This is a genomic window from Nocardia sp. NPDC087230 (genome assembly GCF_044744725.1).
In the GTDB taxonomy this organism is placed as follows: domain Bacteria; phylum Actinomycetota; class Actinomycetes; order Mycobacteriales; family Mycobacteriaceae; genus Nocardia; species Nocardia canadensis.
Window position 1 is genome coordinate 65,004 of the sequence record NZ_JBIUYV010000001.1, and the last position, 20,136, is coordinate 85,139.

The 20,136-nt window shown below is 70.4% G+C and carries 20 protein-coding genes; 6 read left to right on the forward strand and 14 right to left on the reverse strand.

All coding sequences use genetic code 11. From position 1 onward, the window contains the following. Positions 1-122: 122 nt before the first annotated feature. From ACIO52_RS00340 to ACIO52_RS00365, 6 genes are all read right to left on the reverse strand, one after another. The gene (locus ACIO52_RS00340) at positions 123-311 is read right to left on the reverse strand and encodes a hypothetical protein (protein ID WP_218722128.1); all 189 of its coding nucleotides are present in this window, start codon (positions 309-311) and stop codon (positions 123-125) included. 68 nt (positions 312-379) lie between these two features. Continuing rightward, a complete protein-coding gene (gene fahA, locus ACIO52_RS00345) occupies positions 380-1,567 on the reverse strand; it encodes a fumarylacetoacetase (protein WP_342800492.1) in 1,188 nt (395 codons plus the stop codon). Then, positions 1,564-2,766 carry a homogentisate 1,2-dioxygenase domain-containing protein gene (locus ACIO52_RS00350; RefSeq protein ID WP_218722213.1) on the reverse strand — a complete coding sequence of 401 codons (1,203 nt, stop codon included), beginning with the start codon at positions 2,764-2,766 and terminating at the stop codon, positions 1,564-1,566. Before ACIO52_RS00350 ends, fahA begins: the two co-directional genes overlap by 4 nt. Before the next feature lie 74 nt (positions 2,767-2,840). Beyond that, on the reverse strand, positions 2,841-3,656 hold the full coding sequence (locus ACIO52_RS00355; RefSeq protein WP_218722126.1) for an exodeoxyribonuclease III: 816 nt from the start codon (positions 3,654-3,656) through the stop codon (positions 2,841-2,843). Between the two features lie 16 nt (positions 3,657-3,672). After that, complete coding sequence (locus ACIO52_RS00360) at positions 3,673-4,599, reverse strand: GNAT family N-acetyltransferase (protein WP_402642115.1); 927 nt, start codon at positions 4,597-4,599, stop codon at positions 3,673-3,675. Between the two features lie 138 nt (positions 4,600-4,737). Further along, positions 4,738-5,328 (reverse strand): peptide deformylase, encoded by a 591-nt coding sequence (locus ACIO52_RS00365; RefSeq protein WP_218722125.1) that lies wholly within the window; start codon positions 5,326-5,328, stop codon positions 4,738-4,740. Positions 5,329-5,509: 181 nt separating this feature from the next. Here ACIO52_RS00365 and ACIO52_RS00370 point away from each other — a divergent pair, with 181 nt between their 5' ends. From ACIO52_RS00370 to ACIO52_RS00390, 5 genes are all read left to right on the forward strand, one after another. Continuing rightward, positions 5,510-5,827, forward strand: a complete 318-nt coding sequence (locus ACIO52_RS00370) for a DUF3263 domain-containing protein (protein WP_218722124.1) — start codon at positions 5,510-5,512, stop codon at positions 5,825-5,827. 115 nt (positions 5,828-5,942) lie between these two features. Then, positions 5,943-6,515, forward strand: coding sequence for a LytR C-terminal domain-containing protein (locus ACIO52_RS00375; RefSeq protein ID WP_316576285.1), 573 nt, complete (start codon positions 5,943-5,945; stop codon positions 6,513-6,515). Positions 6,516-6,634: 119 nt separating this feature from the next. After that, positions 6,635-7,327: a superoxide dismutase[Cu-Zn] gene (sodC, locus tag ACIO52_RS00380; protein ID WP_402640421.1), complete on the forward strand. Its 693-nt coding sequence runs from the start codon at positions 6,635-6,637 to the stop codon at positions 7,325-7,327. Positions 7,328-7,337: 10 nt separating this feature from the next. After that, positions 7,338-8,480, forward strand: a complete 1,143-nt coding sequence (locus ACIO52_RS00385; protein ID WP_218722122.1) for a glutamate--cysteine ligase — start codon at positions 7,338-7,340, stop codon at positions 8,478-8,480. 50 nt (positions 8,481-8,530) lie between these two features. Next, positions 8,531-9,874 (forward strand): phosphatase PAP2 family protein, encoded by a 1,344-nt coding sequence (locus tag ACIO52_RS00390; protein WP_255588745.1) that lies wholly within the window; start codon positions 8,531-8,533, stop codon positions 9,872-9,874. Here ACIO52_RS00390 and mnhG read toward each other — a convergent pair. The 8 genes from mnhG to ACIO52_RS00430 form a co-directional block, all read right to left on the reverse strand. Then, complete coding sequence (gene mnhG, locus ACIO52_RS00395) at positions 9,871-10,206, reverse strand: monovalent cation/H(+) antiporter subunit G (RefSeq protein ID WP_218722121.1); 336 nt, start codon at positions 10,204-10,206, stop codon at positions 9,871-9,873. The two genes, ACIO52_RS00390 and mnhG, sit on opposite strands and share 4 nt — an antisense overlap. Further along, entirely contained in the window at positions 10,203-10,463 is a 261-nt protein-coding gene (locus ACIO52_RS00400) for a monovalent cation/H+ antiporter complex subunit F (protein WP_218722120.1), read from the reverse strand. The genes mnhG and ACIO52_RS00400 overlap by 4 nt, the downstream gene beginning before the upstream one ends. Continuing rightward, positions 10,460-11,020, reverse strand: coding sequence for a Na+/H+ antiporter subunit E (locus ACIO52_RS00405; RefSeq protein WP_218722119.1), 561 nt, complete (start codon positions 11,018-11,020; stop codon positions 10,460-10,462). The genes ACIO52_RS00400 and ACIO52_RS00405 overlap by 4 nt, the downstream gene beginning before the upstream one ends. Then, positions 11,017-12,612: a Na+/H+ antiporter subunit D gene (locus ACIO52_RS00410; protein ID WP_218722118.1), complete on the reverse strand. Its 1,596-nt coding sequence runs from the start codon at positions 12,610-12,612 to the stop codon at positions 11,017-11,019. Before ACIO52_RS00410 ends, ACIO52_RS00405 begins: the two co-directional genes overlap by 4 nt. Next, positions 12,609-12,992, reverse strand: coding sequence for a Na(+)/H(+) antiporter subunit C (locus ACIO52_RS00415; protein WP_218722117.1), 384 nt, complete (start codon positions 12,990-12,992; stop codon positions 12,609-12,611). Before ACIO52_RS00415 ends, ACIO52_RS00410 begins: the two co-directional genes overlap by 4 nt. Further along, positions 12,989-15,775 (reverse strand): Na+/H+ antiporter subunit A, encoded by a 2,787-nt coding sequence (locus ACIO52_RS00420; protein ID WP_342800494.1) that lies wholly within the window; start codon positions 15,773-15,775, stop codon positions 12,989-12,991. Before ACIO52_RS00420 ends, ACIO52_RS00415 begins: the two co-directional genes overlap by 4 nt. 117 nt (positions 15,776-15,892) lie before the next feature. Next, positions 15,893-17,167, reverse strand: a complete 1,275-nt coding sequence (locus tag ACIO52_RS00425) for a hypothetical protein (RefSeq protein ID WP_402640428.1) — start codon at positions 17,165-17,167, stop codon at positions 15,893-15,895. Between the two features lie 162 nt (positions 17,168-17,329). Continuing rightward, a complete protein-coding gene (locus ACIO52_RS00430; protein WP_316576282.1) occupies positions 17,330-19,534 on the reverse strand; it encodes an AAA family ATPase in 2,205 nt (734 codons plus the stop codon). A gap of 211 nt (positions 19,535-19,745) precedes the next feature. On the opposite strand from ACIO52_RS00430, the gene ACIO52_RS00435 reads away from it, so the two are divergent. Continuing rightward, positions 19,746-20,135: a hypothetical protein gene (locus tag ACIO52_RS00435; protein WP_316576281.1), complete on the forward strand. Its 390-nt coding sequence runs from the start codon at positions 19,746-19,748 to the stop codon at positions 20,133-20,135. The last annotated feature ends 1 nt before the right edge of the window (position 20,136 follow it).

The window sequence follows — 20,136 nt, forward strand, 5'->3', positions numbered from 1 at the left end:
CTGCTAGGGATCGTCGAACGTCACCGTATCCCGCACTGAAATCCGCTCGATACCACCCCAAGGTGGAGGTTGACCCGTACTATCTCCGCCCCTGGGTGGTTGCCGGAGGTACCGCTACCGATTCACCCCGTCGCCGATCCACTGGTCAGGGCGCCCAGCAGATTGGCGATGATGTGCTCCGCCTGTTCGGAGGAGCTCGGTGCGCAGGTCGGCGGATACGGTGGGCAATCGGCCGCGGCCGGCGCTGCCAACGGCAGCTGAGCGAGGCTGATGAGGGCAAGACCGGCCATGGCGGCAAGGGAGGCTTTCATGGTTGGTCACGGTATCGATGCGGACGGGAGCCGGGCCAGACCCGAGTTTCGGGGTGGCTCCGGCGGCGTCAAGTGGTGCGGGCGGGCAGGATTCGTCCACCGACCTCGCCGAGGCCGATGCGGCGGCCCGCCGTGCCGGGGGCGGTGGCGGTGATCGTCACCTCGTCGCCGTCGGCCAGGAAGGTCCGGGATTCCCCACGCACGGTGACGGGTTGCGTTCCGCCCCAGGACAGTTCGATGAACGAACCGCGCTGGTCGGGCTCCGGGCCGGAGATCGTGCCGGAGGCGTAGAGGTCCCCGGGCCGGACCGAGGCGCCGTTGGCGGTGAGGTGGGCCAGCATCTGCGCGGGCGACCAGTACATCCGCGCATAGGGCGGGTGCGCCACCACGTCGCCGTTCCAGCTGACGGTCAGGTCGATGTCGAGGCCGTGGTCGTCGGTTCCGCGCAGGTAGGGCAGCGGTGGCGGGTCCTGCGGCGGCAGCGCGACCCTGGCCTCGGCCAGCGCGGCGAGCGGGGTGATCCACGCCGAGATCGACGTGCTGAACGACTTGCCCAGGAACGGCCCGAGCGGCTGGTACTCCCAGGCCTGGATGTCGCGGGCCGACCAGTCGTTGACCAGGGCCACGCCGAAGACGTGCTCGGCGAAGTCGTCGACGTCCACCGGAACGCCGAGCGGCGACCCGGTGCCGACCACGAAACCCAGCTCGGCCTCGATGTCGAGCCGCCGCGACGGCCCGAAATCCGGGGTCCCCGCATCGGTGCGACGCTGGCCCCGCGGCCGGATGATCGGGGTCCCCGACACGACGACGGTCCCGGCCCGGCCGTGGTATCCCACCGGCAGGTGCCGCCAATTCGGCAGCAGCGGTTCACTGTCGGGCCGCAACAGCCTGCCGAGATTGGTGGCGTGGTCGATGCTGGCGTAGAAGTCGACGTAGTCGCCGATTTGTACGGGCAGCGCCGTCCGCACGCCGTTGACCGGGTGCACCGCCTCGATCGGCAGCTCGGTGTCCGCCAGTTCCCGCAGGCGGGCGCGCACGGTCCGCCAGTGCTCGGGCCCGGCGGCCAGCAACGCGTTCAACGACGGCTGGGCGAAGACGGGATCACCCAGCAGCGCGACGAGATCGAGCACGGTATCGCCCAGCCGGGCCCCGACGCGGAAGCCGCCACCGGGCGGCGCGAAGACGCCGTAGGGCAGGTTCTCCGGCCCGAACAGCGAGTCCGGCGCGACCTCGACCCGCAGCAGTCGCCCGCTCATCGCAGCCCCGGTCCGCGGCCCGACCAGGTCCAGGCATAGGCCGGATCCTCGCAGGCCAGCGCGCCCTCGCCGAGTTGCAACGGCCGGAAGGTATCGACCATCACCGCCAGCTCGTCGAAGAACTCGGCGCCGATGCTGCGCTCGTAGGCGCCGGGCTGCGGGCCGTGCGCGTAGCCGCCGGGATGCACCGACACCGAACCCTGGGTGATCCCGGAACCCCGGCGCGCCTCGTAGTTTCCGCCGCAATAGAACATGATCTCGTCGGAGTCGACATTGGAGTGGTAGTAGGGCACCGGGATCGACAGCGGGTGATAGTCGACCTTGCGCGGCACGAAGTTACAGACCACGAAATTGATGCCCTCGAACGCTTGGTGCGCCGGCGGCGGCTGGTGTATCCGGCCGGTGATCGGTTCGAAATCGGCGATGTTGAAGGTGTAGGGATACAGGCAGCCGTCCCAGCCGACCACGTCGAACGGGTGCGTCGCGTAGATCATCCTGGTGCCCACCACCTCCGCGCCCGGCCGATGCTTGACCAGCACCTCCACCTCCTCGCCCGTGGCGAGCAGGGGTTCGGTGGGTCCGTGCAGGTCCCGTTCGCAGTACGGCGAATTCTCCAGCAGCTGACCGAATTTCGAGAGGTACCGTTTGGGCGGGGTGAGGTGGCTGGACGCCTCGATCACATACGCGCGCACTGGTTCCTCGCCCGTGGGCAGCCAGCGATGGGTGGTGGCGCGCGGCATGATCAGCTGGTCGCCCTGCCGGACCGGCACCGTGCCGAACACGCTCTCCACCACGGCCGCCCCGGATTCGACGTACACCAGCTCGTCGCCGATGGCATTGCGGTACAGCGGCGACGCGCCCTTGGCGACCACGTACGAGATGCGCACGTCGGCGTTGGCGAGCAGCAGTCTGCGGCCGGTCACCGGATCGGTCTTGGCGGGGGTGTCACCGGGGAACAGATTCGGTAGCCGCAGATGGCGGTGGCGCAGTGGGTGATTCGGGGTCAGCGACTGGTCGGGGAGTTCCCAGACCGTCGCATCGACGATCGCGGGCGGTAGGCCGCGGTGGTAGAGCAGCGAGGAGTCGCCGGAGAAGCCCTCCTCGCCCATCAGCTCCTCGTAGTAGAGGTTGCCCCGCTCGTCCCGATGCTGGGTATGCCGCTTCGGTGGAACATCGCCGAGCCGCCGGTAGAACGCCACAAGCACACCTCCCGCTCCGTCGCAGGTCGGATGATCCTGTCATCCACGGTACCGCTCGAGGCGCGCGAGACGGCTCAGTCGGAGAACTCCGCGATGACCGGGGCGTGGTCGCTGGCGCCCTTGCCTTTGCGCTCCTCCCGGTCGACCGAGGCGTCCTTCACCTGGTCGGCGAGCGCGGCCGAGGCCAGGATGAAGTCGATGCGCATGCCCTCCTTGCGGGGGAAACGCAGCTGGGTGTAGTCCCAGTAGGTGTAGACGCCGGGGCCGGGCGCGAACGGACGCATCACGTCGCGGAAACCGCTGTCGAGCATGGCCTGGAACGCGGCCCGCTCGGGGACGGAGGTGTGGGTCTTGCCCTCGAACAGCTCCGGGGCCCAGACATCGTCGTCGGTGGGGGCGATGTTCCAGTCGCCGACCAGCGCGATCTCGGCCGCCGGATCCTGGGCGAGCCAGTCGGTCGCCCGCTCGCGCAGGGTCGACAGCCAGCTGAGCTTGTATGCGTAGTGCGGGTCGTCGAGGGCGCGGCCGTTGGGCACGTACAGGCTCCACACCCGCACCCCGCCGCAGGTCGCGCCGATCGCCCTGGCCTCCACCACCGGCGACTCGATCAGCGAGTCACCGGCGTTCTTGTCGAAGCCGGGCTGGCCGGGGAACGCGGTCTCGACGTCGGTGAGCCCCACCCTGGACACGATCGCGACGCCGTTCCACTGGTTCAGCCCGACGTGGGCGACCTCATAGCCCGCCTGGTCGAACTGCTCGTAGGGGAACTGGTCGTCGCGACACTTGGTCTCCTGGATCGCCAGCACATCGATGTCGTGGCGGTCCAGGAAGGCCGTCACGCGATCGACGCGGGAGCGGATCGAGTTGACGTTCCAGGTGGCGAGACGCACGGGTCGCGGTCCTTTCCTACGACGCGCTCGGCGGCGCGGCGTAGCGGTAGCTGTGGTGTTCCAGGAAGCCGAGTTCGCGGTAGAGCGCGAGCCCGGTGGCGTTGCCTACCTCCACTTGCACGTAGGCGTGGGTGGCGCCGTGGTCGGCGCCCCAGCGGATCAGCTCGGCGCACAGCAGCGAGGCCAGACCGTTGCGGCGGTGCGCGGTCGCCACCGCGACGCAGGTCAGGCCGACCCAACGCCTGCCGTCGGGCGCGGTGGTCACCGCGCCCCGGCCGATCGCCAGCGCGTCCGGTAGGCCGAGCGAGGCGAAACCGAGGGTGCCGTCGATGACCGAGGTGAGCACCGAGACGTCCGGTTCCCGGACGGCGGGGTCGAGCGGGATCTCACCACGGTAGCGATGCGTCCTCAGCCAGCCCTGATCGGGCGCGTCGGTGATCTTGACCATCGACGGTCCTTGCGGCAGCACGAAATTCGCGATGTCGAGGCCGAGGACGACGGTCTCGCTCCAGGTGTTCCAGCCCGGCGGCACCGGCGCGAGCCGATCGGGCAGCTGCAGCAGCAGCGGCAGCCCGTTGGCGGTGTACCAGTCCGCGATCTTGTGCATGGTCTCGATCGACAGCACCGCTGGCAGGCCGGACTCGCCCAGTGGCACCGCGGAATTCGCGCGCCCGGTGTAGCCGTTGCCCGCGCGCGCGAGCCAGCCGTCGATCCACAGGTGACCGCTGCCCGGCCAGGCGGCCGCCGCCGCGGCCTCCAGCGAGCGGATCTCCTTGGTGCGAATCGGTCTCGGCCCCAGGGCTTTCAGCGCGACAACCCGATCGGGCGCCACGGACACCAGTTCGCCCTCGGCGGTCCGCACCGAGGGCGGGCTCAGCGACACCAGCTCACCGATCACATCGGTGAGCGGCTGCGGATACCCCTCCGGCAGCTGGTACCGCATGACGACGCGGCGACCGAGCGGGATCACAGTTCTCGGCCGCCTCGATCTGGACTGACCAGAGGGCGCGACGAAGCAGTGCCCGGCGGGAGGGAAGATCGAGGGAACAGACCGAGAACTCGCGGCGCCGGCCGCCATGACTCAGTCGTCATGGCCGAACGGGTCGGGCACGGTGCCGGGGATCCAGCTCAGACCCGGTATGCCCCAGCCGTTGCGCTTGATGGCCTTCTTCGCCGCGCGGGCGTTGCGGCCGATCAGCACGTCGACGTAGAGGAAGCCGTCGAGGTGGCCCACCTCGTGCTGGAGCATCCTGGCGAAGAAGCCGGTGCCCTCGATGTCGACGGGCTCGCCCTTCTCGTCGGTACCGGTGACCCTGGCCCAGTCGGCGCGGCCGGTGGGGAACTGCTCGCCCGGCACGGACAGGCAGCCTTCCTCGTCGTCGTCGGGATCGGGCATGGTCTCCGGGATCTCGGAGGTCTCCAGCACCGGGTTGATCACCACGCCCTTGCGGCGGATCGGCTTGCCCGCGGCGTCGAAGTCGGGGCAGTCGTAGACGAACAGCCGCTTGCCGACCCCGACCTGGTTGGCCGCCAGCCCGACACCCTTGGATTCCTCCAGGGTGTCGTACATGTCCGCGATCAGGTCGGCCAGCTCGGCCGGCGTCTCCGTCACCGGTGCGGTGGGGTTGTGGAGGACGGGGTCACCGACGATCACGATCGGGAGAATTGCCATGGGCGCCATTATCGCCGGTCGCGCGGGTGCGTGGGCGGCGACCCCTGTGGGGCACGACACCCCTACTGGCCCGTAGTCAACACGCCGGGACATCGGTCGAAGGATCCGGCTCCTGCGTGGTTGAATGATCCGCGACGTGCAAGCGTCATTTTCATCTCGTGATACTCGGCGAGGGAGCAAGATGGACGGCGCAGCGGCTCGCAACATCGAGGCGGGAACCACACAGGACTCGGCCCCCGACGAAAGCAGCGGGCTGAGTCGCCGTGAGCTCGACATCCTCGACTTCGAACGCAAATGGTGGAAGTACGCGGGCGCCAAGGAGGACGCGATCCGCGAGCTGTTCGCCATGTCGGCCACCAGGTATTACCAGGTGCTCAACGCGGTCGTCGACAAGGACGAGGCACTGGCGGCGGACCCGATGCTGGTCAAGCGCCTGCGCAGGTTGCGGGCGAGCAGGCAGAAAGCGCGAGCAGCGCGCCGACTCGGTTTCCAGGTCTGAGGTGTCCGATGGCGCCACTCACCGGCCCTCCGTGGTCACGCAGGCTCCCGTCTTCGGGCCGTGAGTTCGCGTCGCGCGGGGCCACACAGCACTCGTTGCGACTAGGGTTGCGCGGGTGAGCAACCCGAATCCCACCCCCGGCGGCCCGCCGCTGCGCGCGCTGGCGATGGTGTTGATCGCCCTGGCCATCGTTTTCGCGGGTCTGGGTGCGATGTCGTTGTCGAACTCCGGTGCCGACTCCGCCGATTCGGCCGAGCAGACCGAGACGACGACGTCGAGCGTGGTCGCGCAGGCGCCGGCCACCACCGCCGCCACGACCACCAGCGCGGCCGCTGCCCCGACCACCACCACCGCGACGACGACCGTCGCGCCGAGCACCACCACGGCACCGCCGACCACCGCGCCCGCGGCCACGGTCGATCAGAGTGTGCCCGTGCGGGTGCTGAACAACAGCCTGGTCGCCGGTCTGGCCGCGCGCACCGCCGGCGAGCTGACCTCGTCGGGCTGGAGCAATGTCAGTACCGGCAACTACAGCGGCGAGAACCTCACCACCACCACGGTGTTCTACGGCGGCGGCGCGGGCGACAAGGCCGCGGCCGCCGAGATCGCCGCGGAGATCGGCGGGACCGTCGCGCCGAAGACCGGTGACACGTCGCCGGGCGTGATCGTCGTACTGACCGGTCGCTGAACGAGGCTCGGCACGCGGTGCCGAGTGGGGTACTTGCGCTGTGGCATCATCTTGAGCGGTACAGCCCCTGTCCACCCAGCTTTACTCGTTAAACTCGGTACTCGTAAAGGAGTTCCCTGATGGCCACGTCGACAACTCGTCGCCCGTCCTGGCGCATTGTGACCCCGGTGCTGGCGGTTGCCGCGTTCGGGCTCGCTGCTTGCACCAACAGCCAGGAGTCGAGTGACGTCAAGGGAACCACGCCGCCGGTGTGGACCAGCTCGCCCGCGCCCGCCGGTTCCGGCACCGAGCACGGCGGCGGTCACGGCATGCCGACCCCCGCGAACCACGGTGGCGGCGACCACGGCACTCCCGCCGCGGGCGGTCTGAAGACCGAACTCAAGTCCGGCTCCGGCGCGACCGTCGGCACCGCGACGTTCGTCACCGAGGGCAGCCACCTGGTGGTCACCGTCGAGGCGCAGGGTCTGACCCCCGGTTTCCATGGCCTGCACTTCCACCAGAACGGCACCTGTGAGGGCGACTTCACCTCGGCCGGCGGTCACCTGCAGGTCGGCGCGGCCAACGCGCACCCGGCCAGCGGCGACCTGACCTCGCTGCAGGTCGGCGCCGACGGCAGCGCCAAGCTGGTCACCCGCACCGACACCGTCACCCTGGACAACATCAAGGGCAAGGCGCTGATCGTGCACTCCGGCGCCGACAACTTCGGCAACATCCCGTCCCGGTACACCCGTGAGGGTGGCACGGGCCCCGACGAGACCACGCTGTCCACCGGTGACGCGGGCTCCCGGGTCGCCTGCGGCGTGGTCGGTTAGCGAGACGTAGATGGCCGGGGCAGTCCAGTCGGTACCCTTCCCTGGTTCGCCCCGGCCGACCATCGGCATCGAATGGGAGATCGCGCTCGTCGACAAGGTGACGCGCGATCTGTCCAACACCGCCTCGGCGGTATTCGACGCGGTCGGTGACCTGCGCGCCCACGACGGCACACCCCAGGTGACCAAGGAATTGCTGCGCAACACCGTCGAATTGGTGACCGGTGTGCACGACACGGTCGGGGGCGCGGTCGAGGACCTGCGCGGCACCATGGACGCGGTGCGCCGCGCGGCCGACCCGCTCGGCGTCGACCTGTTCTGCGCGGGCACCCATCCGTTCGCGCAGTGGTCGGCCCAGCAGCTCACCCGCTCACCGCATTACGACGAGCTGATCGAGCGCACCCAGTGGTGGGGCCGCCAGATGCTGATCTGGGGCGTGCACGTGCACGTGGGAGTCTCGCACCGGGACAAGGTCTTTCCGATCCTGAACTCGCTGCTGCTGTCGTATCCGCATCTGCTCGCGCTCTCGGCGTCCTCGCCGATGTGGTCCGGCGACGACACCGGCTACGCCAGCAACCGCGCGCTGATGTTCCAGCAGCTGCCGACCGCGGGCCTGCCGTTCCAGTTCGAGAGCTGGCGGCAGTTCGAGGGTTTCGTGCACGACCAGCTCAAGACCGGGGTGTTCGAACAGCTCGGCGGCATGCACTGGGACATCCGGCCGGCGCCCAAGTGGGGCACGATCGAGATCCGGGTGTGCGACGGCCTGTCCAGCCGGGCCGAACTGGCCTCGGTGGCCGCGCTGATCCACTGCCTCGTCGTCGATCTGGAGCGCAGGCTGGACGAGGGCGAGGACCTGCCGACGCTGCCGCCGTGGCACGTGCAGGAGAACAAGTGGCGGGCCGCGCGCTACGGGCTCGACGCGATCGTGATCGTCGACGACGCCAGCAATGAGCGTTTGGTCACAGACGATCTGATGGACCTGCTCGGCAAACTGGAGCCGACCGCCAAACGGCTCGGCTGCTCCGACGAACTGGCCGCGGTCGCCGACATTCCCCGTCACGGTGCCTCCTACCAGCGGCAACGCCGGGTCGCGGCGCAGTCGCAGGGTGATCTTGTCGCCGTCGTGGATTCGCTGGTGCGGGAGCTGGATCAGTAGCGTTCAGCTACGCGGCGGGGTGGCGTTAACCCGCCGTTTACGATGTTTGGATGCTTGTCGAACATCCGCGCACCGATGCGGGGGGTGCCACCCTTCGGAACCGTCTGCGTGAGCCACGCACCCTCGCCGTCGTCGCGGTGTCGGCGGTGCTCGCGCTGCTGGTCGGATTGCAGATCGCGGCCTGGGTCAGCGGGTTCGACGGTCCGTTGGCGAGCCTGGCCCGCGACTACGTCGGAACGCCGAAATCGATGTCGGTGCCGTGGGCGGGTCTGCTGCTCGCCCTCGTCGGGGTCAACGCGCGCAGGCGGTTGTCCGCGGTGGTCGCCGCGATCGGGATCGACGCGATCTACGCCGCGCTACGGCTGCTCGACGGCAAACCCTTCACGGTCGGCAACGGGCCGACCATCGTGCTGACCGGGCTGGCGATCGTGGCGGCCGTGCGCTGGCGTGGGCGCGAGCGCACCGACGCGCTGAAGGCGGCGGCGCTGGGCGCGCTGCTGGTGCTCGCCACCAAGGTGGGTGACGTGTGGCTGCACGTCACCTCGGCGGTGCGGCCCTCGGTGCTCGACGAATACCTCGTCCTCGCCGACCACGCGCTCGGTGACCCGTCCTGGGTGCTCGGCCGGGTGCTCGAGGTCCTCGGACCCGAGGTGTACGGCGTGCTGCACTGGGTCTACATCGAACTGCCGGTCGCGGCGATCGTCGTCGCGGTGTGGCAGTTGCGCCGGGTGGTCCCGACGGGGGAGTGGCCGACGCACTACCTGGTCCGGACCTTCCTGGTGCTCGGGCTGGTCGGGCCGCTGTTCTATGTGCTGTTCCCGGTCGTGGGACCGATGTTCGCCTTCGGCGCGGACGGGCACGGCTTCCAGGTGGGCAACTTCTGGCCCTCGATGCTGCCGCCGATCGACCACAACCCGGCGCCACTGCCGTTCGACGCGTTCACTCCGCGCAACTGCATGCCGTCGATGCACACCGCCTGGGCGCTGTCGCTGTTCATCCATACCCGTCGCGATGTCGACGGCTCGCGCGCACCGGCCTGGCTGCGCTGGGGCGGCGCGTTCTGGCTGGCCGCGACCGTGGCCGCCACGCTCGGGTTCGGGTACCACTACGGCGTCGACCTGGTGGCGGGCGCGGTGCTGTGCCTGACCGTGGAGTCCGCGCTGCGGGCGCCCGAACGCGGCTGGGGCGCGTTCCGGGTGCGGATGGTCGGTTTCGGCGCCGTGGTGTTCGCCGGGCTGCTGCTGTCCTTCCGGTATCTGGCGGTCCCGATGGCCGAGTACCCGGTGCTCGCGGGCGCCGTCGTCCTCGGGCTGCTGGCCGCGGTGGCCGCCGCGTTCCACGCGACCTGGTTCGCCGCGGCCCCGCGACGGGCGCTCGCGCCGGTGGCCGGTTAGTCGTCGGCGTCGCGGCCGAGTTCGTTGATCCGCAGCAGGCCGTCGCGGTGCCGCTGCTCGCGGTAGGCGGTGCGGCCGAGGAGATGGGCGATGACCGGTGCGGTGAGGATGGTGAACAGGCCCGTCAGCACCAGCATCCAGACGTTGACGTCGCCCCTGATGTCGATGCCCGTGCCGATCAGCACCAGGACCAGCCCGACCACTTGGGGCTTGGTGGCCGCGTGCATGCGGGTGAGGGTGTCGGGGAAACGCACGATACCGATGGCCGCGGTGAACGCGAGCGTGCAGCCGGTCAGGATCAGCACGGCCGAGACCCACTCCCATGCCGTCATCGGTCGTCCCTGACGCGGAAGCGCGTGACCGCGGCCGAGCCGAGGAAGCCGACCAGGGCCAGCGCCACGATCGCGGGTATGACCGTGGTGTCGTCGCTGTAGGCGGCCCAGACCGCGAGCCCGCAGGCGGCGATGGCCATCAGCGAGTCGATCCCGACGACCCGGTCCAGGGTGCTGGGTCCGGCCAGCACTCGGTAACTGGTGATGACCGCGGCGGCGGTGAGCAGGATGCCCGCGAGCACGGCGACGACCGTCACGACGGCACCTCCGAGTCGGGATCGAGCCGGCGGCGTTCGCTGGGTCGTTCGAAGGCGTTGATCAGCAGATGCTCCAATCGCCGGGTGGTGCGGTAGAACTTCAGCACCGATTTCTCGCTGCCCACGTCGAGCACGTGGACATAGACCACGCAGCGCGGCCGGTCCAGCTCGAGCACCATGGTGCCGGGGATCAGGTTGAGCAGGTCGGTGGCCATCACCAGCACCAGATCGGACTGGATGCCCAGGTGCACGCGCAGCACGCCCGAGACCGGCGGTCCGGCGGGGCGCAGCGCGAACCAGGCCACCTGCAGACTCGACTCGAACGCGTAATAGGCGCTGACCACGATCAATTCGATGAACGACACCGGATGGAACCGGCCGGTCACCGGGACCAGCGGCAGCGGCAGCGCGAAGACCACGATCAGCGCGACGACGAAGCCGGCCGCGACATTGGCCGCGCTCAGGTCGCCCCAGAGCGCGACCCAGACCGCGGTCAGCCACACCAGGACCCCGATCCGCAGCACGTTGTCGCGGTTGACCAGCCCTCCGATCGTCATCGCGGCTCCGATCCGAGGACGGCGCCGATGTAGACCGACGGGTCGTCCAGGTCGGCGGCCGCGCGTTCGGCGATGCCCAGGATCGGTCCGGCGAGCACGGTCAGCGCCAGCCCGGCGGTGACCAGGCCCGCGGTCGCCAGCACCATCAGCACCGGCATCCGGCCGGGGTCGGTGCGGTCCTCGTAGTACACGTCGGTCGAGTCCTCGACCAGCGTCGGTGGTTTCGCCGCGGTGAGATGGCCCTCCGGCGCCTCTTCGCGCGGCCGCCAGAACGCCTTGCTCCACACCCGCGCCACCGCGTACAGCGTCAGCAGACTGGTGACGACCGAGCCGCCCACCAGTACCCAGGCCAGCACACTGCCCTCGGCCGCGCCCGCCTCCAGCAGCGCGACCTTGCCGATGAACCCGGAGAACGGCGGGATACCACCGAGATTCAGGGCCGGGATCAGGAACAGCACGCCCAGCAGCGGGCTCGCGGCGGCCAGTCCGCCGATCCGGCGCAGCGAGACCGACCCGGCCTGGCGTTCGATCAGACCGACGGCCAGGAACAGCGCGGTCTGCACCAGGATGTGGTGGGCGATGTAGAAGACCGCGCCGGTCAGGCCCGCCGTGGTGGCCAGGCCGATGCCGAAGACCATGTAGCCGATATGGCTGACCAGGGTGAACGAGAGCAGTCGCCGGATATCGGTCTGCGCGATGGCGCCCAGGATGCCGACCAGCATCGTCGCCAGCCCGCACACCAGCAGGATGTCGTCGAACGCGCCGTCGGGGAACCACAGGGTGTGCGTGCGGATGATCGCGTACACACCGACTTTGGTGAGCAGACCGGCGAAGACGGCGGTCACCGGCGCGGGCGCGGTGGGGTAGGAGTCGGGCAGCCAGCTCGACAGCGGGAACACCGCCGCCTTGATCCCGAACGCCACCAGCAGCACCGCGTAGCAGGCGGTGCGCACGCCGCTCGGGGTGGCCTCGAGGCGCACGGCCAGTTGCGCGAGATTCAGTGTCCCGGTGGCGGCGTAGGTGATGCCGATGCCGATCAGGAAGATCAGTGACGACACCATCGAGACCATGACATAGGCGATCCCGGTGCGGATGCGCTCCTCGGTCGCGCCGACGGTGAGCAGCACGAACGAGGCGACGAGCAGGACCTCGAACCCGACGAACAGGTTGAACAGGTCACCGGCGAGGAACGCCGTCGCCACGCCCGCGGTCAGCACCAGGTACGTGGGCCGGTAGATCGAGGTCGGCTGGTTCTCGCCGCCGTCGGAGATGTTCTGTCCCGCACCGTAGATCGACACGACCAGCAGCACGAACGCCGACACCAGCAGCATCGCCGCCGAGAGCCGGTCGACCACCAGCGTGATCCCGATGGGCGACGACCAGCCGCCCACCTGGACCGCGGTGGTGCCGTCGCGGTCGGCCAGATACAGCAGCAGCGCGCTGATCACCAGCACACACGACAGCGCGCTCAGCGAGATCATCGCCTGGAGCCGGGGGCGGCGGCCGAACACCAGCGTCGCCGCGGCTCCGAGCAGCGGGACCAGCACCGGCAGCGCGGCGAGCGTGGGGAGCAGATCCGGGGACAGCGTCACTGTTCGGGATCCTCCCGTTCCCGCCGGGCGGCGATCTGGGCGTCCTCGGGGTCGTTGTCGACGTCCTCGGTGGTGGTCAGCATGTAGGAGCGGTAGGCCAGCGCGAGCACGAACGCGGCCAGGCCCATGGTGATGACGATGGCGGTGAGCACCATGGCCTGGGCCAGCGGGTCGGCCATGCCGTCGTGGGAGGTATCGGAACTGCCGAGGACCGGCGGCCGCCCGTCGGGGCCGCCCATGGTGAGGATAAGCAGGTTCACCGCGTTGCCCAGCAGGATCATCCCGAGCAGCATCTTCGAGACCACCCGCTCGAGCAACAGGTACACCCCGCACGCGGTGAGCGCGCCGATGGTGATCAGCAGAACGAGATTGGCACTCATACCAATTCCTTGTCCAGGCGGGCGCCGAGGCTGCGCAGCACGTCGAGGACCAGCCCGACCACGACCAGGTAGACGCCGAGGTCGAAGAACATCGCGGTGACCAGCTTGATGTGGCCGAGCACCGGCAGCGTCACCTCGACGATCGCCGACGACAGCGGCGGCGCGCCGAGCAGCAGCGAGGCGGTCGCGGTGCCCGCGGCCAGGGTGAGTCCGGCGCCGAGCAGGTGTCCGGCGTCGACCGGCAGCGCCTCGCCCAGCTCGTAGCGGCCGCCCGCCAGGTAGCGCAGGGTCAGCGCGAGCCCGGCGACCAAGCCGCCCGCGAAGCCGCCACCCGGCGCGTTGTGCCCGGAGAAGAAGAAGTACACCGACAGCACCATGATGGTGGGGAAGATCAGCCGGGTGGTGATCTGCAGGACCATCGAGCGGTCGCGCCGGTCGACCAGCCGGGCGGCCGACAGCCAGCTCACCGCGTCGGGGTCGTAGTTCGGTGAGTCGGCCGCGCGCGGCGCGCTGCCGAAGCGGCGGCTGCGGAACACCAGCGAGGCGACGCCGGTCGCGGCGACGACGAGTACCGAGATCTCGCCCAGGGTGTCCCAGGCCCTGATGTCGACGAGCAGCACGTTCACCGCGTTCTTGCCGCCGCCGATCCGGTAGGCGGCGTCCGGGATGGCCTGCCAGATCGGTTCGGCGCGGCGGGCGGCGGTGGCGAACGCGGCCAGCACCGCGACGGTGACGCCGACGCCGACGGCGAGCAGTGCCCGGCGGATCTTGAAGGCCGTCGCCTGGTCCTCGGCGATCTCGGCGGGGAACGCGCGCAACACCAGCACGAAGATCACCAGGGTCAGGGTCTCGACCAGGAATTGGGTCAGCGCCAGGTCGGGCGCGCCGTGCAGGGCGAAGATCACGCCGCAGCCGTAGCCGGTGACCCCGACGACGAGCACGCTGGCCAACCGGTTGCGCAGCACCGTCGCCGCCAGCGCCATCGCGATCATGATCGCCCCGATCGCGGCTTGCAGCGGCGAATCCCACAGCCGCAGCTCCACTCCCGTGCGGGTGCCGAGCGCCAGCAGGACCGTCGGCAGCACGATCAGGGTGCCCAGGATGGTGGCCTGGCTGGCGGGCAGCGAACCGGACTGCACGGTGCCGGTGATCTTCAGCGAGAGCCGGTCCATCGCGCGCAGGGCCGCGTCGTAGGCGCGGTCGGCGTTGCCAAGGCGCGGATGGACCGGTTCGGTGATCCGGCCGCGGATGAGGAACAGGGCGACGCCGGCGACGATGATGAACAGCGTCAGCACCAGCGGCCAGGTGACGTCGTGCCAGAGCGCGAGGTGGGCGTCCAGTTCACCGGGCAAGGTCTGGGCGTAGGGGCTCAGCCACCGGTCGACGTCGGTCGTGTCCAGCCCGCCCGCGACGCCCGCCGCGGCGAGCACCGCGGGCGGCACCAGCAGCAGTGGACCCGGCGCGTGCCAGGTCATCGGTGGGGTCGGCGACCCGGCGCCACGGAAGGCACCCCAGATGAAGCGGGTGCTGTAGGCCACCGTGAACGCCGAGCCGATCGCGATGCCAGCCAGCTCGGCCAGCTTGACCGGTGTCGTCAGTACTTCCGCCGACCACACCGAGCTCAGCGCCGACTCCTTGCCGACGAAGCCGAGCAGCGGGGCGATCCCGGCCATGCTCAGCGCGGCGACGACCGCGATGGCGCACAACCACGGCGCCCGCCGCCCGAGCCCGGACAGCTCGCGCAGGTCACGCGTGCCCGCGCCGTGATCGATGATGCCGACCACCATGAACAGGCAGGCCTTGAACAGGGCGTGCGCGACCAGCAGCGTGATCCCGGCCAGGGCCGCGTCCGGCGTGCCGATCGCCATCATCGTCATCAGCAGGCCCAGTTGGCTGACGGTGCCGAAGGCCAGCACCAGTTTGAGGTCGTACACCTGCATCGCCCGCCAGCCCGCCAGCAGGATCGAGATCAGACCCAGCGGCAGCAGCATGACGTGCCAGGGCGGGGTCTGGGCGAAGGCGGGCGCGAGCCGGGCCACCAGGTAGATGCCCGCCTTCACCATCGCGGCCGCGTGCAGATAGGCGCTGACCGGGGTCGGCGCGGCCATCGCGCCGGGGAGCCAGAAGTGCAGCGGGACGATCGCCGATTTGCTGATCGCGCCGATCAGCACCAACCCGATGCCGACCGAGACCGCGGTCCCGCCGGGCGGCGCGGTGGCCAGCAGATCCGACAGCAGGTAACTGCCGTAGCGGTTGCCGAGCACGACGATCCCGACCAGCATCGCCAGCCCGCCCGCCCCGGTCACCAGTAGCGCCTGGATCGCCGCCCGCCTGCTCACCGACCGCTCGGCGTAGTGCCCGACGAGCAGGAACGACAGCACTGTCGTGATTTCCCAGAAGACATAGAGCAGCAGCATGTTGTCGCTGGTGACCAGGCCGAACATGGCGCCCGCGAAACCGGTCAGCTCGGCCGCGAAGACCCCGAGCTTGGCTTCGTCGCGCTCGAAATAGCGTCCGCAATAGGCCAGGATCAGCGCGCCGATGCCGAGAACCAGCGTGCACATCACCGCGGCGAGGGAGTCGAAGCGCAGATCGATGTCCATCGAGATCTGCGGCGCCCATCGCACATGCGTGCGCACGGTCGTTCCCCAGTGCGCGATCACCCAGCCGAGACTGCCCAGCGGTACCAGCGCGAGCAGGTAGAAAGCGTTGCGGCCCAGCACTCGCACACACACCGGGGCCACCAGTGCGGCCAGCGCGTGGGCGAGTAGAACGGCGAGCAACTCCTCCTCCGTCGGGTAGGTGGCGGTCGAGTAGTGCGCCCCGATCCTACGGGCGATCCCATCGGGTTTCGTGGCACCGGTGCTGTCGCGTCGGCCATGTCGCGGGGCGCCCGGCTATCACCGCGCGACGGATTCCGTTTCCGCGGGCCGGATCCGGTACAACACGGCCAGACCGGCCGCGGCGCCGATCGTGATGGTCAGCGCGACCCAGCCCGGAATGCTGTCGTCGACCGAGGTCGTGCCCGTGGGCCAGTGGCGCTGCCGGGTGGGGATGGACCACAGGATCGACGGCAGGTACAGCGCGCCGAGGCCGAGCACGGCGCTGGGCAAGTAGACGACCCGCAGCGAACCGGCGGCGAAACCCACGACGCCGGTCAGCGCCACGACACCCGCCGTCCAGGCGAACGCCCACGGAAGCCGTTCGGCCACGGTGGCGAACACGCAGATCGCGGCCGCGCCGAGCAGTACGAGCCACGGTCGCGACCAGCGCAGGCCGGCCAGGATGGCGGCGGTCGCGACGAGCAGGATCAGGACGAGATTCCAGCCGAGACTCAGCGCGTCGGCGAGCGAGTCGGCCGCGGCGCCCAGGCTGACCGCGATCAGCACGCCCGTGCCGTCGCGGCCGGGCAGCAGGACGGCGGCGGCGAAGGCGGCGGCCAGCGTGACCACCACGGCGAGGGTGATCTGCCAGGTGTTGCCGTGCAGGTCGTCGAACTCGCGATCGAGCCAGTCGGTGGCGATCAGCAGCGTCAGCGACAGCACGGTGGCGGCCACGATCGGGCTGATCGGCAGGTCGGCGGCCAGGCGCGCGATGCCGGGCAGCATGATGCCGTGCCGGTGACGCAGGGTGTTCAGCGTCAGCAGCACGACCGCGGCGACTACCAGCCAGGCCGGGGTGTGCACGGACCTGCTGGCCGTGGCCGAGGTGTTCGAGCTGAACACGGCCACGACCTCGCCGTAGACGAACACCGTGACGACCCCGAGCAGGAAACCGACCGCGGGCCAGCGCATCCGCAGCGCGCAGATGCCGAGCGCGCCGAACAGCACGCCACCGCAGAGCGAGTCGACGTAGTTCTGGGTGGTCAGCACGTCGGTGGAGGTCATCGTCTGCCCGACGAAGTAGTTGATCGCCAGGGCGAGTGAGCCGCACGCCGCGGCCAGCCAGACCAGTCCGGGCCGGGTGATCGGCCGGGCCAGCACCGCGACGACGACGGCGACGATGAGCCCCAGCGCCGCCGCGCGCGGCACGCTGTTGATCAGGCTGGTCACCCGGTAGGGCGAGTCGACCGCGGACTCGGCGCCGAAGGTGAACGGCAGGAACAGCGACATCCCCGCCGCCGCGGCCCCGGCGAAGGCCGCCACCGCGTCCAGACCATCCCGGATCTTGGGCACCCTTCGACGATACCGGCGAAAACCGTCCTACCTGGGATGTCACGACCGGATGACCGGGCGGCGCGTTCGCCGACGGTGCGCGATCCGGTCGCGCCGGACACCGTTACGGCGCGACGGGTGTCGGCGCCGCGGGCCGGATCCGGTACAGCAGCACGGGAATGGTCAGGCGCGGCTCTCGGCATACCGGCGCAGCGACTCGACCTGCTCGCGATCCAGCGACGGCCGCACGCTCGCCCGGGCGGCGGCGACGTCCTCGACGGTGACATCGGCCGCCGCCATATCGCGGCGCAGCGCCGACAGCGCGGCCTCGCGCAGCAGGGCCGAGCAGTCCGCGGCGGAGTAGCCGTCGAGGTCCTCGGCCAGTGCGGCCAGGTCGACGTCGGCCGCCAGCGGCACCGAGCGACCCGCGGTGCGCAGGATGTCGAGCCGGGCGGGCCCGTCGGGCGGCGGCACGAACACCAACCGGTCCAGCCGCCCCGGTCGCAGCAGCGCCGGATCGATCAGCTCGGGCCGGTTGGTCGCGCCGACGACCACCACATCGCGCAGCGGTTCCACCCCGTCGAGCTCGGTGAGCAGGGCCGCGACCACCCGGTCGGAGACCCCGGAGTCGCTGCTCTGCCCGCGTCGCGGTGCCAGCGCGTCCACCTCGTCGAGGAAGATCAGCGACGGCGCCGAATCGCGGGCGCGCTGGAACAGTTCGCGCACGGCCCGCTCCGAGGAGCCGACCCACTTGTCCATCAGCTCAGCGCCTTTGACCGCGTGCACGCTGAGCTGACCGGTGCCCGCCAACGCCCGCACCAGGAAGGTCTTACCGCAGCCGGGCGGACCGTAGAGCAGCACACCGCGCGGCGGGTCGATGCCGAGCCGGGCGAACGAATCGGGGTGCCGCAGCGGCCACAGGACCGCCTCGGTGAGCGCCTGTTTGGTCTCCACCATGTCGCCGACATCGTCGAGATCGAGCGAGCCGATCGCCAATTCCTCGGTCCCCGAACGAGACAGCGGCCGGATGACATCGAGCGCGCCGACCAGGTCGTCCTGGGTGAGTTCGGGCTCGGACTGCTCGCGGCTGGCCCGTCCGGCCGCGCGCACCGCGGCCTCCCGACACAGCGCGGCCAGGTCGGCCACCACGAAACCGGGTGTGCGCGAGGCGATCAGCTCCAGGTCGAGGGTGCCCGAGGGCACCTTGCGCAGCAGCTGTTCGAGCAGAGCCCGCCGGACCACGGCGGTCGGCAGCGGCAGGGTGAGTTCGCGATCGCACAGGTCCGGCGCGCGCAAGCGCGCGTCCACCTGGGCCGGATGGGCGGTGGTGGCGAGCAGAGCCACGCACGGCGCGCGCATCGCGGCCCGCAGCTGGTCGAGGATCAGCGTGGCGACCGGCTCCGCCTCGACGGGCAGCAGCGCGTCGATATCGGTGATCAGCAGGATGCCGCCCTGCCCGGCGGCGACGTCCCCGACCGCCTCGGCGACCTCGCGCAACCGGTTTCCGCTCTCCATCGCGCCGACGCTGGGTCCGTCGAGTTCCACCACGCGCCGCGGCGCGGCCACCGCCCTGGCCAGCGTCGCCTTGCCGACTCCGGCGGGCCCGGTGACGAGCACGCCCAGATGTGCCGGTGCCCCCAGGGTTTTCAGCAGCTCGGGCTCGTCGAGCGCCAGGCTCAGCCACTCCGACAGCTTGGCCGCCTGCCCCTGCACGCCGGCCAGCTCCTCGACCTGGATCGGCGCGGTCCCCGTGCTCACGGAGACGGCATCGGCGGGCAGGCCGTTGAGGCCGGGGTCGGCGTCGCGTTCCATCGCGTGCAGGATCGCGGCCGGGCCACGACCCCAGCCGACGGCCGAATTGGGTTGCACGCTCACCGGTCCCGGCATCGGCTCGATCGCGGTGACGGTGAGCAGTTCGGTGGTCCAGGCGATGCCGAAGGCGCGCGAGAGCGCCTGGGTGGCCGCCGCCGAACTGATGTCGGGGCCGAGGTCGCGCGGCAGCAGCGACACCGTGTCACCGACGGTGACGACCTTGCCGAGCAGGGCCTGGCGCAGCGTGGCCGCCGGGATGCTGGCCGTGGCGTGGGCCGATCCGCTCAGCGAGATCTGCTTGGCGCCGTAGACCGTCACCGGTGCGACCGTCACCGCCGCGTTCTCGCGCAGCCCCACATTCGACAGCGTCACGTCGTCGAGCAGTGCGACGCCGGGCGGAGTGCTCGCCGGTGCCTTGGCCACCACCGCCGCCGTCCGGCGGGCGCCGGTCAGGGCGATGCCGTCCCATTCGCGCAGGCCGAGCGCGGTCAGCGTCTCGGGGTGCAGACGCACCACCCCGCGCCGGGCATCGGCCGCCGAAGGGTTGAGCCGGGCGGTCAGCGAGAGTTCAGCCACCACCCCATCCTATGGACGCCCGGACCGCGGCCATTGGCATCCGCTCGAACAAGCTGGCATCCTTACCTCCCGAACCGGACCACCACGTTTTCGGCCGCCTCGCATCCGAGCGGCGAGACGTAACGCCGCAGGCGGAGTATCGCCGCTCGGACGCGAGGTTACGAGGCCGAAAACCCGCGGCGCCAGCCGCCGAGAACACAGTGAGCTGCAGATGAATCGAATCTCCCTCGTCGTCCTGGCTGCTGGGGCGTTGTGCTTGACGGTGGCCGGATGCGGTTCCGACGACGCCGCCGACGCGAGCGGGCTGCGCAAGGGCACACCGACCTCGAGCGCGAGCGCGAGTGCCACCACCACGACCAAGGCCGGCGCGCCGACGACATCGGCGAGCGCCGCGCCGGCCGCCGCCGAGATCACCTGCGGTCAGTTCAAGGAACTCGACACCGAGGGTGAGAAGCAGGCGATCGAGCAGATCCTGGCGGCCAATCCGGGCAGCCCCTTCGAGGGCAGCCCGAACGTGGCGCTCGGCACCGCGAAGCTGGTCTGCCTCGCGCCGGGCAACGCCGACAAGACCGTCGCCGAGGCCGCCGGGATCACGCCCTAGC